Below are 13,065 nucleotides of genomic sequence, written 5' to 3' on the forward strand. Positions count from 1 at the left end.
CATGCTTAATTTAAGTGTTTGGCTCGCGGCATTACTCATGGGTGTGTTGCTTGGACTATTGGGAGCGGGGGGCAGTATTCTCACGGTTCCAATACTAGTGTATCTTGCTGATCAACCCGAAAAGCTAGCAATCGCTGGGTCATTATTCATCGTCGGCATGACTGCATTAGTCGCATGCATAGCCCACAGTCGTAAAAACCATCTGCACATACAATCTGCGCTGTTTGTTGGTATTCCAAGTATGATATCTGCATCCGGTGGGGCCTATCTCTCTCAGTTCGTAGAAGGGGAAGTGCAGATGATCACACTTTCTCTAATAATGCTCTTAGCTAGCTTAGTGATTCTTTTCCCAGTTAATCTGAACAGGGATTCGTCATATACGACATCCTATTCTAAGGCTAAATTGTCTATTGCTGGTCTATTAATAGGATTGATAACGGGTTTTGTGGGGATTGGTGGTGGATTTCTTATCATTCCAGCCTTATTGATCTTCTCAAAGTTAGCAATGAAACAAGCAATCGGTACAAGTTTATTAATCATTGCCATGCAAGGTTTTTCAGGCTTTGCTAAACACGCATTTTTACTCAAGCAAAATGCAGAGCAATTAAATTGGATGCTTATCATGTTAATCACTGTGTTTTCGATTCTTGGCACTTTAGTTGGCTTTAAAGTAAGTAAGCGGATGTCACAATATCACTTAAAAAGGTTGTTTGGTTTATTGCTGCTTCCGCTCTCTGGTTTTGTGCTGTTCAACAATATTTAAGGAATTGTTATGGAGATTATTTCGATTACTGATAACTATTCCGTATCGGGTGAATTGAATAGAAATACTATCGAAAAATTGGCGAATTTAGGCGTTGGTAGCTTAATAAATGTGCGCCCTGATGGTGAAGAGCAAGGCCAAATGTCAAGTCGAGAGTACGCCGCAATATGTCAAGATTTCGGACTGACCTACATTCATATCCCAGTGACGAGCGGTGAATACAGTGATCATATAATTGCAGAGTTTAAACTAGCGATACACGGTGATCTTGAGCAAGCGAAAGTACATTGTGTCTGCCGCACGGGCACTCGGGCCGTGCATTTATGGGCATTGATGAATCGTGCCTCGAAGACTTTTGAAGCGTTAAATTCTTTAACCACTCCTAAAGGATACGAGCTTATTGCAATCAAAGAGCAGTTTATTCATTTTTGTAAGAAAAACAGGTGATGTCAGGGTGTTAAAGTTGAAAGATATCAAGAGAGATCTATTGGATTTAAGTTGTGATCGGGCACCTGCTCCTATTGAGAAAGCCTTACCAGTTATCAAAGCATTAGCAAATAAAACTCGGCTGTTAATTATTGATTTATTACTGACAACCGAGCGAAGTGTAGATTCAATTTCGTTTCAATTGGCATTACCGCAAGCTGTTGTTTCGTAAGCGTCCGGCAATCCCACCTAGCGCTTAGTAAACTGCCATGGTAGTAGTTGCTCGATGTTCGACTCTGGCTTGCTGAGTTCATCAAGGCACGTCATCACATACTCGAACACATTGAGGTCGTTGGCCTTAGCGGTTTCGATGATGCTGTAGAGCATTGCGCTGGCGTTTGCGCCTGTGGCGGTTTGGCTAAACAGCCAGTTTTTTCTGCCTATGACGAACGGTTTAATCGCGCGCTCAGCGCGATTATTATCAATACTTAGTTGGCCGTCGAGTGTATAACGAACAAGCTTTTCCCATTGATTCAAGCTGTATTGTATCGCTTCACCTAATTTGGTTTTCGGTAACACTTGTTGAACTGATTTTTCTAGCCATGTGTAGAGCTGATTGAGTAACGGCAGGCTCTTTTCTTGTCGGGCGAGATAGCGCGTTTCCACCGTTTTATCTTTTAGCTGTGTTTCGATGCGGTAGAGTTTTTGGATGTGATTGAGTGCCCAATCTGCTTTGCCACTGCCTTTTTTCCCTGCGCCTTTCTTCGCTTCCATGAACTTGCGACGTGCGTGTGCCCAACAACCGATGAGTGTGGCTTGCGTTTGTTCGTAGCCTTGATAGCCGTCTACTTGTAGGTAGCCGCTATAGCCTTGCAGGAAGTCTACTGCGCATTGCCCAGCCCGACTATTGTGGTAATCGTACAACACGATATTGGATGTCGCTGTATCGGTGATATTACCGCTAGGTGAATCAGCGCCACTGGCGTACAACCACATATAACTGTTCGCTTTTTCAGACTCAACCACCTTCAACGTAGTTTCATCCGCCGCGATAACGGGTTGTTTTAGCAGATGTTGATGAAGCTGGTCATAAAGCGGTTTAAACAACTCAGCACAGCGGATTATCCAGTCCGCTATCGTCTTACGGCTTAATTCGATACCATGCTGTTTAAACATAGATTCTTGACGATACAGCGGTAGCCCATACTGATATTTGCTGGTGATAATTTGGGCTAACAAGCTTGGTGTGGCATAGCCTTTTGGGATAACGCTGTGAGGTACGGGCGCTTGTTTTACCTTATTGCTGATACCGTCTTTCTCACAAGTACGACATGCATATTTAGGACGAACATGCTCAATCACTTTAACCTGAGCAGGGATAAACTGAAGCTTTTCTGACGTATCTTCACCTATGCGATGTAACTCACTCGCACAACAGGCACAGACTTTCTCTTCGTCGCTGATATCGTGAACAATAACTTCGCGGGGCAGGTCTCGAGGCAATGGTTTACGTGTCGGCTTTTTACGAGTGTAGCTAATCGCTTCTTCGGCTATTTCAGTTTCAACAACCAGCTCTTCCGCTTCATTGAACAACTCACCTTGCCCAGGGTGGCCTTCGGTGCTTTTACCGAACTGCTTATGCTGGGCAATACGAAACTGTTCTTCAAGATATTGATACCGCGACATCACCTGCGACAACATCTTTTTCAATGTTGCTGGGTCGTCGGGTAGGTTTTCGATATCAATATTCATGACGTTATTATCATGCAATAAGCCACTGATTACACGACATTATTAAGACTATTTCGTGATCGTTAATCACTACTTATGATCACAGGTTATAAGCCGGATGCATTGTAATGCAACGGCTGATGACCTATGACATCGTAGCCCGATAACAGCCACTGTAGCTGCTGTTCATTCACATGCATTTGCTGTGAGTCCGCATCGACAGGCCACTTAAACCGATGCTTCTCAAGCCGCTTGTACCAGAGTGCGAAGCCCGTTTTATCCCAATAGAGTATTTTGAGCTTATCGCGCTTTTTATTGCAAAACACAAACAGTGCATCGCGAAACGGATTCAGGTTCATATCCTGCTCAACGACGACAATTAAGCCGTTAATCGATTTGCGGAAGTCGACGACATCCATGTATAGATAAATATCGGCAGGCTCAACAAACATCTTCATTCGCCAATGCCTTCATCACAATAGCAACCCAATGAGGACTCATGTTCGTTGGCACGCTCAATTGAGCGTTTCCAAGTTGCAGGAGAAGGTCGCCCCCCATTTCCTCAGTGTATGACTCAACTTTCTTGACTTCACGCTTCACCTGAACGAACTTGCTACTCGTTCGTTGAAGCCTAATGTCACGACGCCGCGTATAGTAGGTTTGAACGTTAATCTGCTGCTGGCGACAAAACTCCACCGCAGTGAGTCCACTTTGTTTTTGTTGCTCAAATAAATTGAGCCAGTCTTGTATGTCTCTTCGTTGATGTCGCTGCATGGATATTCTCCTTAGCAAAAAAGAACACCATGCCGCAGCTAACTTATGAATTGAATGTGGGGATTACCGGACGCTTACGTTGTTTCACAGCATCTAAAAATTTTAGCTCGTAGCGAATTAGTCCGTTGTCATCAACAAGGTAGGCAACGTATATATGGTGTACACCGAAAACATGCCTTACTTATTGGTTTAATTTTCGAGTTAATGTCAGAAAAAGGGAATGGTTAAAATGAACTTGATTGCAAAAAAGATAATACATCACTGTACGTCCTCACCAAGATTGGTCTATGTTTTATTGCTACTTATAACCACTGTATTCATCGCACAAATCCCGAGTATCATAATCGATACTGACCCGGAAAATATGCTTGATGAAACCCATCCTGCTCGCCTATTTCATAACGAAGTGAAGACTAAATTTGCAATGCACGATTCCATTGTGGTGGGTGTTGTAGATACTCAGAGTGACAGCGGTATATTCACCTCTCGAACATTGAAAGACATTTTTGAAATTACAAAACAAATCATGGCTTTTGATGGTGTGATTTCAGCGGATGTGATGTCGATATCAACGGTTGACAACATAACTCAAAATGACTCCGGAACGATACGATTCGAATGGCTTATGTCTAAGCCGCCAATCAGTGAATTTGAGGTTATGAAGATTAAGCAAAGTCTTTCTCGGTTACCACTGTTACAAGAGACGCTTGTGTCCAAAAATGGCAAAGCTGCCGCGATTTATATCCCTATTAAAAATAAAAATGAAAGTTTTAGAATTGCTGAGAAAATCCGCTTAGCGACTAGTTCTCTGAGTGGCAATGCTAAATGGTACGTGACAGGATTACCAGTAGCTGAAGATCAGTTTGGTGTGGAAATGTTTAATCAAATGATAGTTGCTGCACCTTTAGCGGGTCTCACAATATTTATATTGTTGTTAGTGTTTTTTCGTAATCTTCCTCTGATCATTGCACCGATGATAGTTGCAATGGCGACAGTCTTGATAACTATGGGGGCTTTGATTGGAGCCGGATTTACTGTGCATATCATGTCTTCAATGATTGCAATTTTTTTAATGCCAATTGCAGTCGTAGACTCTGTGCACATATTATCCGAGTTTAGCGGTCGTTACAAACCCGGCAATGATTTGAAAGAAACCGTTGAGGGGGTTGTCGGGCATTTATTTACACCAATGTTATACACCTCAATCACTTCGTCCATAGGTTTTTATTCCTTGATGTTAACCCCAATTCCACCGGTTCAAATATTTGGTGCTTTTGTAGGGACGGGGATCTTACTCGCATTTTTAATCACCATCACGTTCATTCCGGCATTTCTAACAAGATTGTCAGATAAATCTTTGAGATCGTTGCAAACCACCATGCACTCGAAGGAAAGCAGCAATAAACTGCTCCGCTTTGTGAAATCTACTGGAAGATTCGCGATAAAGAACCGAGTGTCGCTTCTCTTTGTTTTTGTCGCAGTTTTTGTCGTTTCTGTTTGGGGGGTAAGTAAAATTCAAATAAATGACAACCCTGTTCGTTGGTTTAAAACTGATCACGAAATTAGAGTAGCGGACAAAGTACTGAATGAGAATTTTGCAGGCACATATGATGCCTATATGGTTTTGACGTCTACTCAACCACTATTATCTGTTGTGGAAATATTAAATAAAGAACTTCCACACACTTTATTTGAGTGGGTGAAAGAGCAGTCCGATGCGATCATAGAAGCGAGTCTTCATACTCAATATCAAAACATGATCATCATTATTGAGGATAAACTTTTCACTGATCTATCAGGTGAAGAAGTCAATTATTTAGAGAATACGTTGCAGCAACTGGAAACGACGTTAAGTAGATCTAAAGCATTTCAGTCACCAGAACTGCTTCGTTATATTGCTGACTTGCAAATCCATCTAAATGGATCTGGTTTAGTTGGTAAATCTAATTCACTGGCAGATGTCACCAAACTGGTTGCGCGTGAGCTTCGGTCAGGTGAGAGTAAAGATTATCAAATTCCGAATTCTCCTCAAGCAGTTGCCCAAACATTTTTACAATATCAATCCTCACACAGACCAGATGATCTGTGGCACTTTGTGACTCCTGATTTTCAACAAACACTTGTATGGTTGCAATTGAGATCTGGAGATAACCAAGATATGAGTCGAGTGGTTAATCTTGTAGATGAGTATATAGAAAAAAATCCGCTTCCGAAATTTATAAAGTTGGATTGGGCAGGTAAAGCTTATCTTAATGTTGTATGGCAAGAAAATATGGTTGCTGGAATGCTTGACAGCCTTATTAGTGCTTTCGTAATTGTGTTTATTATTATGGTGGCTTTATTTCGTTCCCTGATATTTGGCTTGTTGGCAATGCTTCCACTCACCATTACCATCACTTTTATTTATGGACTTATTGGAATTATCGGCAAGGATTACGATATGCCAATTGCCGTTTTATCAGCATTGACACTAGGACTATCGGTAGATTTTGCGATTCATTTTCTAGAGCGTGCAAGAGAAACGTTTAAATCTACGCAAAGCGTTAAAAAAACTTTTGATTTAATGTTCGAGGAGCCCGCAATCGCGATATCTCGCAACGCAATTGTAATCGCCCTTGGATTTACACCTTTGTTATTTGCGCCACTCGTACCGTATATCACTGTTGGTGTTTTTCTTGCAAGCATCATGGCAATTTCGGCATTGGTGACGTTGCTTATATTGCCATCGGTCATGATTTTAGGTGCTCGTTGGGTTTTTGGTCAGTCATTTAGAGGAGAATAGAAGAATGAAGGTATACAAAATAGCAATAGCAACAACGTTGTTAGCTTTAGTATTGAATAGCGTTGTTTATAATGCTGATGCGGCTATCACGCAGTCCGTTAATGTAGATGAAATAGTGCGAGAAGCAGAGAAGGCTGCCTACTATTCCGGAGAAGACGGCATTGCCGATGCGCGGATGCTGATAATAGACGCACAAGGTCGTAAGCAAATGAGGCAATTTACTATTTTACGTCGTGACATCACTGATAACGGTGATCAGCAAATGATGGTGTTTTTCTCTAGGCCATCTGATGTTAGGGACACGGTATTTCGTGTTGAAAAGCATGCAGATTTAAAAAAGGATGATGATCGTTGGTTATATATGCCAGCGTTGGATCTGGTTAAGCGTATATCGGCTGGGGACAAACGAACTTCATTTGTGGGCTCTCATTTTTTCTATGAAGATGTATCTGGCCGCACAGTCTCTGAGGATAACTTTGAATTAATCGAAGAAAACAAAAAGTACTATGTATTAAAAGGAGTGCCTCTTGACAAATCAACTGTAGAGTTTGATTACTATTCTGTTACGATTGATAAGAAAAGCTTTTTACCCATTCTCATTAACTTTTATAAGGAAAGTGATGACAACTATCGACGAGTAGAGGCTGTTGAAATTCAGGATGTACAAGGATTTCCTACCGTAGTGCGTTCCAAAGTTTCAGACCTCAAGACCGGTGGGTATACGTTGATGGAGTTTAGGAACATAAAATACAACGTTGGCCTTGATGACGACGTATTCAGCGAGCGCAGTTTACGCAATCCCCCTAGACGTTGGCTAGACTAACGCTATGATAATGAGCCGGTTTAACAAAGAGGACATGCAAAGGCGCTTGCTTCAGCGAGTTCTGAGTATAATCATATTCATTGTTTGTGTTCATGGCGAGGTATATTCCAAACCTTTTCCTGAACCATATGAAGATGATTGGGGAATGATTGATTGGGAAGAGGAAAGTGAAGACATTTATCAGCTGAGCGGATTTCTAGAAATGGCTTCAGGCGTCCGCTTGTCGAATGATCCTATTATTGGAACAGACAAAACCCTCAGTGATCTACGTCTACAAGTGCAGTTTGATTATGACCTTCAGGCCTCCCAGTTTTCTTTTGTATCAGACGCATATTTTGATGGTGTCTTGGAACAGACAAGAATAAACATCAGAGAAGCTACATGGGAGGCTCGCCTTGGTTTTTTGGGTGCATGGGGAAACAGATTTGATGCGAAGGTTGGTCAACAAGTTTTGACGTGGGGAACTGGAGATAATGTTTTTTTAAACGATCTTTTTCCGAAAGACTTTCAATCATTTTTTGCGGGACGAGAGGTTGAATATTTAAAGTCTCCATCATTGTCTGCAAAGGTATCGGCGTATTTTGATGTGTTTAATCTAGATGTAGTTTTGACACCTGAATTTGAACCTGACGTATACATCAATGGCGACTATTTTTCATTTTTTCTCCCCACTGCAGCCACTCAGGTAGCATTAGGTTTTGATGTCACTCCTCCCCTGAGACCCCAATCGCCTGAGTATGCGTTGAGGCTATATAAATCGGTAGGCACATCAGAGTACGCGGGGTATTTTTACAGTGGATTTCATAAAAGCCCTAATAGTCTTACACAAGACTATAGACCTACATTTTCATCATTGAACGTCTACGGAGCAAGCTTTCGCACTACGTTGGGAAATGGTATATTTAATGCCGAATTTGCTTATTACGATTCGGTTGATGATAAAAATGGCGATAACCCGTTAGTACCTAATGGGCAAGCTCGATGGTTACTCGGATATGAACAGGAAATTGTTGGAAACCTCGAAGGAAGCCTCCAACTATACACCGAAAGCATCCTCGATCATCAAGCGTTGATTCAAAATTCACTGACGCCTAAATTTGAGCCTAAACAACATCGAGTATGGTTTACGCAAAGATTGCGTTATAAAGGTATGCAGCAAGCATTGGTATTAAATGCCTTTAACTTTTATTCAACCACAGATAAGGATGGTTATTTAAAAGTTAGTGCAGAATATAGCCCTGTTGATTTATGGCGATTATCAGGTGGTTTAAACATTTTTTATGGTAAACAACCTTTTACTTTTTGGGGACAGTTCGAGGATGCCTCAAATTTTTTTGTTCGTTTTCGGTATTTTTATTAAGGAGTTGTCATGTCTTCAGAGAGAGCACTCACTGCATTTGCAGGTTTTATGGTTTTGTTGTCTGTTATTCTAACTATTTGGCTACACCCATATTTCGTATGGTTCACTGTTTTTGTCGGCGTAAATTTGTTCCAACAAAGCTTTACGGGCTTTTGTCCAGCAACCATTATACTCAAAAAATTATTCGGTCTTAAAAGTGAGAGGGAGATTGCGCTTGAAGCTGTATCTACACATCGAGAGTAATGCAAAAAAGTCACTATTCAATAGATATAAGACAAGATAAAGAACGGGGTTTTATATGCTAAGTGAATCCATACAAACATAATAAGGTAAATGCATTATTGGAAATTAAACATGCACAGTCATAATCATTCACATAGCCATACGCACTCAGATGGCAATTCAGACGATGCATCAAAGCGCATTGGCTGGGCGTTCCTTCTAAATGTGGTGTTCACCATCATCGAATTTATTGGTGGTTGGCTAACCAACAGCACCGCTATCATGGCTGACGCGGTGCATGATTTGGGCGACAGTTTGTCGATTGGTACTTCTTGGGGCTTAAATAAACTTAGCGATAAAGATGCCAATCGCACTTTTTCCTATGGCTATAAGCGGTTTTCACTATTGGGGGCGTTAATCAACGGAGTTGTATTGACCATAGGCTCTATTTGGATCTTGTTTGAAGCAATCCCTCGTTTAGCAGAGCCTGAAATGCCCCAAGTAGAGGGAATGTTAGCCTTATCTATTTTTGGTATGGCAGTAAACGGTTTTGCCGCTTATAAACTAAGCGAAGGAACGTCATTAAACGAACGAGTGCTTAATTGGCACTTGTTAGAAGATGTTCTCGGTTGGGTGGCAGTATTTATCGTATCCATCGTCTTAATGTTCAAGCCTTGGGCGATTTTAGATCCCATCTTATCCATTGGCTTCACTTTGTTCATCCTCTTCAATGTGTTTCGTAACCTAAAAGAAACCCTGATGCTATTTTTACAGGCAACGCCAGATGAAGAGCAAATGTCAACAATCCGAAACGACTTGCTTGCAAACGATAAGGTAAGCGACCTCCATCATTTTCATATTTGGTCGTTAGACGGAGAGCGCAATGTTATGACTGTCCACCTTGTCTTAAAAGGAGAAGTTAGTGTTGAACACATTCAGTCATTAAAAGAGAGCATACAAAGCTCATTAGCCAAGTATCATTTTGAACATACTACAGTTGAGCTAGAATTTGCCGATGAACAATGTCGTGACGAAATGAAATAGGTTTGGTATGCTACTTGTTATGAAAAATTTAAAACGTATATGTTACATCATGATCTCGCTGATACTCTTTCAGTCGTTTTCTGCTGTGGCCAATTCGTTAGATTTTGATGCAATAGACACTCAACATTTGCAACATGAACACAATCATGCTGAGCATGATAAGAGTTTGTCATCAACAAGTACGCAAGATGCAAGTACCGACCAAGTACAGGGGCAGCATAATCCAGCCGACTGTCATCACTGTGGTCATTGCCATGGTACACATGTTCAGTGGGTCGGTCATGACAGTATCAATAAACACCATCACGTGGTGTCAAACCACAACTTTAACTATCTAGATGCTCTTATAGACGCACCTATCAACCGCTTACTGCGCCCACCTAAGCAAAAATCCTAAATTCTGTTTAAAGCTAGTCGCGATAACCTTAAACGCGACGTCCGTTATTATTTAATTTTAGGATTATTATGAATCTTACTCATTTTATTGGGCGTGACCTGCATGTCAGGTCGCCACTGCTATCTGCGCCTTTTAAGCGTATTCAAACAACAAAAGCCACATCATTGAGACGGCTTAGCTTACTTACATTTAATGGCACCAAACTGCTGTGCACTTGCTTATTGTTTGTACCGATTTTTGCTCATGCGCAAAATCAGAACTGGGAAAGTTGGTTCTCTTCACAGATAAACAAACATCCCGATATTGTCGCGGCCAAAGAACAATTGTTAAGCACAGGTGCGCTCGCTGATGCTTCTGAACGAGCCCTTTATAACCCTGAATTGTCAACTGACTATACGCGTAATGGCGATAACAATGACTACAGCGTGGGTGTTGAACAGACAATCGACCTTTGGGACAGGCAAGGCGCAAGGCGACAAAAAGCCGGTTTTATGCGCACTGCTGCACAAGCTCAATACCAAGAAGTCGTTTTAAACAAATCAGCCGATGCTATCGACGCATTAATTAATTGGCATGCAGCAAAACGCGCAGCGTCTATTGCCAAATCACAACAACAGCAACTTAATTCGTTACTTGAATTAGTCGAAATACGCCAAGAAGCCGGTGATCTAGGCAGTATCGATGCAGAGCTTACCTTTTTGTCGTTGTCGAAACAATTTGCTCAGGTGGCGGGATCAGAGGCTCAACTTCAAATGGCCGAAGCAATAGTGCGTGAGTTACTTCCTGATTGGGAGCCAGAGCGAGGGCGGATACCGGACGAGTTTTGGCCTTCTAAAGTTGCATATCCGTCTGATGAAGAATTACTAAAGCACCCCAAAATAGCTAAAGCTTATGCGCAATGGCTCACGCAAAAAGAAGAAGCAGAAGTCACTAGACGTAATGCAAAAGCAAATCCTACTTTTGGTATTAATGCGGGGCGGGAAGAGCGAGAAAACGTCGTTGGACTGACCTTTTCTATACCGTTAAACATTCGTAATAATTACAGTGCAGAAACTCGTTCCGCTGAACGAATGGCGTTAGAAACCGAAGCACGTTTTAGAGCGCAGTATCAGAAACTACGTTTCGATTTACAAGGTGCGTTTGGCGCATGGCAAAGCTACAACCAGCAGTTTTCACAATGGCAATCGCTCGTAAAGAGTCGCATCGAGAGTAGTGCTAATTTGTTAGAAAAGCAGTGGCGAAGTGGCGATTTATCAACAACTAATTACCTGCTAGCACTGAATCAACGCGCAGAAAGCTTACTGTCTGGCATAGAGCTGGAAAAGCAAACGCGCATAGCATTGAAAAATCTCATGCTGCAATCAGGTCGCCTTATCGACTTGCCCCCAGTTCAACACGATTTCTCTATTGATCATCAGGATTAACAAAATGAATAAAACAGTATTAGCAGTTTTCATCGCCTCATATGTCGGCGCTGCACCAAGTTTCGCACAAGAGTCTGATCAAAAGCATGCTCACAATGAAACGGTAACAAGAATTGATAAAAGCATACAAGATAAGCATGACGAACATACTGATGATGGTCATGAAGAACATGAACTACAAGATGGTCAAAAGCATGATGAGCACGGAGGCGAGGGGGCCGATGAACATGATGATCACGAAAGCGAACATGCTCATGATAAAGGTGAAAGCGAGAATAAAGACGATGAAGAGCATGATGAATCTGCTTCTGCATCGCTAGACTCCAATCAAATGGCATTAGCCAACATTAAAGTAAGCACACTAAGCCCCAAAATTGTCAATTATACTTTGTATGCACCGGGTGAAATATTATCAAACGGCTATAGCAGCTATAGAGTATCACCCAGAGTGGCATCCGTTGTCACGCGTCGTCATGTGGCATTGGGAGACAGGGTAAATAAAGGCCAAGTGCTTGTCACGCTTTTTAGCGAAACCGTTGCGCAAGCACAAGCCAATTACCGAACAACATATCCAGAATGGGAAAGAGTAAAAGGACTTGGTCGAAAAACTGTTGGAGAGCAGCGCTACATTGATGCAAAAGCTAATTTTGAAGCGGCTAGTGCAGTATTAATCTCATATGGTTTATCCGATGCAGATTTGAAAACGCTCACCTCACAGCAATCAATAGCATTAGGAGAATATAGCTTACGTGCTGAAATTGATGGCGCGGTACTCAGTGACTCGTTTGAACAAGGTCAGCGTATTGATGCGGGAGAGCCGTTGATCTCGTTGGCAGATGAAAGTGAACTTTGGGTAGAAGCGCATCTACCATCGAATATTAACCTGCGGTTAGGTGCAGGTTCTCCGGCACAAATCAAAGTGGGAGACTTCACAGTTGATGCAACGGTTACACAAGAGGCACATACCATTGACCCAATTACTCGAACGAGAACGGTTCGGCTATTAGTGAGCAACCCTGAACATCGTTTGCATCCTGGTCAATTTGCCGAGGTGTATTTCCGTTTTCTGACAAAAATGCCGGTAATGGCTGTTTCAGAAAGTGCGCTAATGCGAGGGCCCGATGGAGACTGGATGGTATTTGTAGAAGATCATCCCGGCGAGTTTTTACCCGTCGAAGTTGAACTTGGAAGAGCGCTTGGTGGCTTGCGGGAAATAACCGGTGTAGAGCCGGGTTCTCGCGTAGTAAGCGAAGGTGCTTTTTTTGTCGCTTCACAAATCGCTAAAGGCGGTTTTGACCCACACAACCACTAATTAGGAG

Annotated in this window: 13 protein-coding genes; 10 read left to right on the forward strand and 3 right to left on the reverse strand. The window is 42.1% G+C overall.

Annotated features, from left to right (window positions below; all coding sequences use genetic code 11):
* Window position 1 precedes the first annotated feature (1 nt).
* Together CW735_RS08855 and CW735_RS08860 are read left to right on the forward strand one after the other, a co-directional pair.
* On the forward strand, window positions 2–763 hold the full coding sequence (locus CW735_RS08855) for a sulfite exporter TauE/SafE family protein (RefSeq protein WP_020746020.1): 762 nt from the start codon (window positions 2–4) through the stop codon (window positions 761–763).
* A 9-nt stretch (window positions 764–772) separates the two neighbouring features.
* Window positions 773–1,210 (forward strand): beta-lactamase hydrolase domain-containing protein, encoded by a 438-nt coding sequence (locus CW735_RS08860; RefSeq protein ID WP_020746021.1) that lies wholly within the window; start codon window positions 773–775, stop codon window positions 1,208–1,210.
* 228 nt (window positions 1,211–1,438) lie between these two features.
* Here the strand turns inward: CW735_RS08860 and tnpC are convergent, their stop codons facing one another.
* The 3 genes from tnpC to tnpA form a co-directional block, all read right to left on the reverse strand.
* Window positions 1,439–2,941, reverse strand: coding sequence for an IS66 family transposase (tnpC, locus tag CW735_RS08870; protein WP_100971755.1), 1,503 nt, complete (start codon window positions 2,939–2,941; stop codon window positions 1,439–1,441).
* Between the two features lie 86 nt (window positions 2,942–3,027).
* Entirely contained in the window at window positions 3,028–3,378 is a 351-nt protein-coding gene (tnpB, locus tag CW735_RS08875) for an IS66 family insertion sequence element accessory protein TnpB (RefSeq protein ID WP_100971757.1), read from the reverse strand.
* Window positions 3,362–3,694, reverse strand: coding sequence for an IS66 family insertion sequence element accessory protein TnpA (tnpA, locus tag CW735_RS08880; protein WP_100971759.1), 333 nt, complete (start codon window positions 3,692–3,694; stop codon window positions 3,362–3,364). Before tnpA ends, tnpB begins: the two co-directional genes overlap by 17 nt.
* Window positions 3,695–3,923: 229 nt before the next feature.
* On the opposite strand from tnpA, the gene CW735_RS08885 reads away from it, so the two are divergent.
* From CW735_RS08885 to CW735_RS08920, 8 genes are all read left to right on the forward strand, one after another.
* Complete coding sequence (locus tag CW735_RS08885) at window positions 3,924–6,476, forward strand: efflux RND transporter permease subunit (protein WP_232368400.1); 2,553 nt, start codon at window positions 3,924–3,926, stop codon at window positions 6,474–6,476.
* A 4-nt stretch (window positions 6,477–6,480) separates the two neighbouring features.
* Window positions 6,481–7,299, forward strand: a complete 819-nt coding sequence (locus tag CW735_RS08890; RefSeq protein WP_020746024.1) for an outer membrane lipoprotein-sorting protein — start codon at window positions 6,481–6,483, stop codon at window positions 7,297–7,299.
* Between the two features lie 145 nt (window positions 7,300–7,444).
* The gene (locus CW735_RS08895) at window positions 7,445–8,659 is read left to right on the forward strand and encodes a hypothetical protein (RefSeq protein WP_126873342.1); all 1,215 of its coding nucleotides are present in this window, start codon (window positions 7,445–7,447) and stop codon (window positions 8,657–8,659) included.
* Between the two features lie 9 nt (window positions 8,660–8,668).
* Window positions 8,669–8,902 carry a YgaP family membrane protein gene (locus CW735_RS08900; protein WP_020746026.1) on the forward strand — a complete coding sequence of 78 codons (234 nt, stop codon included), beginning with the start codon at window positions 8,669–8,671 and terminating at the stop codon, window positions 8,900–8,902.
* A gap of 111 nt (window positions 8,903–9,013) precedes the next feature.
* On the forward strand, window positions 9,014–9,925 hold the full coding sequence (locus CW735_RS08905; RefSeq protein ID WP_020746027.1) for a cation diffusion facilitator family transporter: 912 nt from the start codon (window positions 9,014–9,016) through the stop codon (window positions 9,923–9,925).
* Window positions 9,926–9,944: 19 nt separating this feature from the next.
* Complete coding sequence (locus CW735_RS08910) at window positions 9,945–10,322, forward strand: hypothetical protein (protein ID WP_071981290.1); 378 nt, start codon at window positions 9,945–9,947, stop codon at window positions 10,320–10,322.
* Window positions 10,323–10,390: 68 nt separating this feature from the next.
* Window positions 10,391–11,746, forward strand: a complete 1,356-nt coding sequence (locus CW735_RS08915; protein ID WP_020746029.1) for a TolC family protein — start codon at window positions 10,391–10,393, stop codon at window positions 11,744–11,746.
* Between the two features lie 4 nt (window positions 11,747–11,750).
* Entirely contained in the window at window positions 11,751–13,058 is a 1,308-nt protein-coding gene (locus tag CW735_RS08920; protein ID WP_020744072.1) for an efflux RND transporter periplasmic adaptor subunit, read from the forward strand.
* Window positions 13,059–13,065: the final 7 nt, after the last annotated feature.

Origin of the sequence: Alteromonas sp. MB-3u-76, assembly GCF_002831605.1 — a bacterium.
GTDB classification, from domain to species: Bacteria; Pseudomonadota; Gammaproteobacteria; order Enterobacterales; family Alteromonadaceae; genus Alteromonas; species Alteromonas hispanica.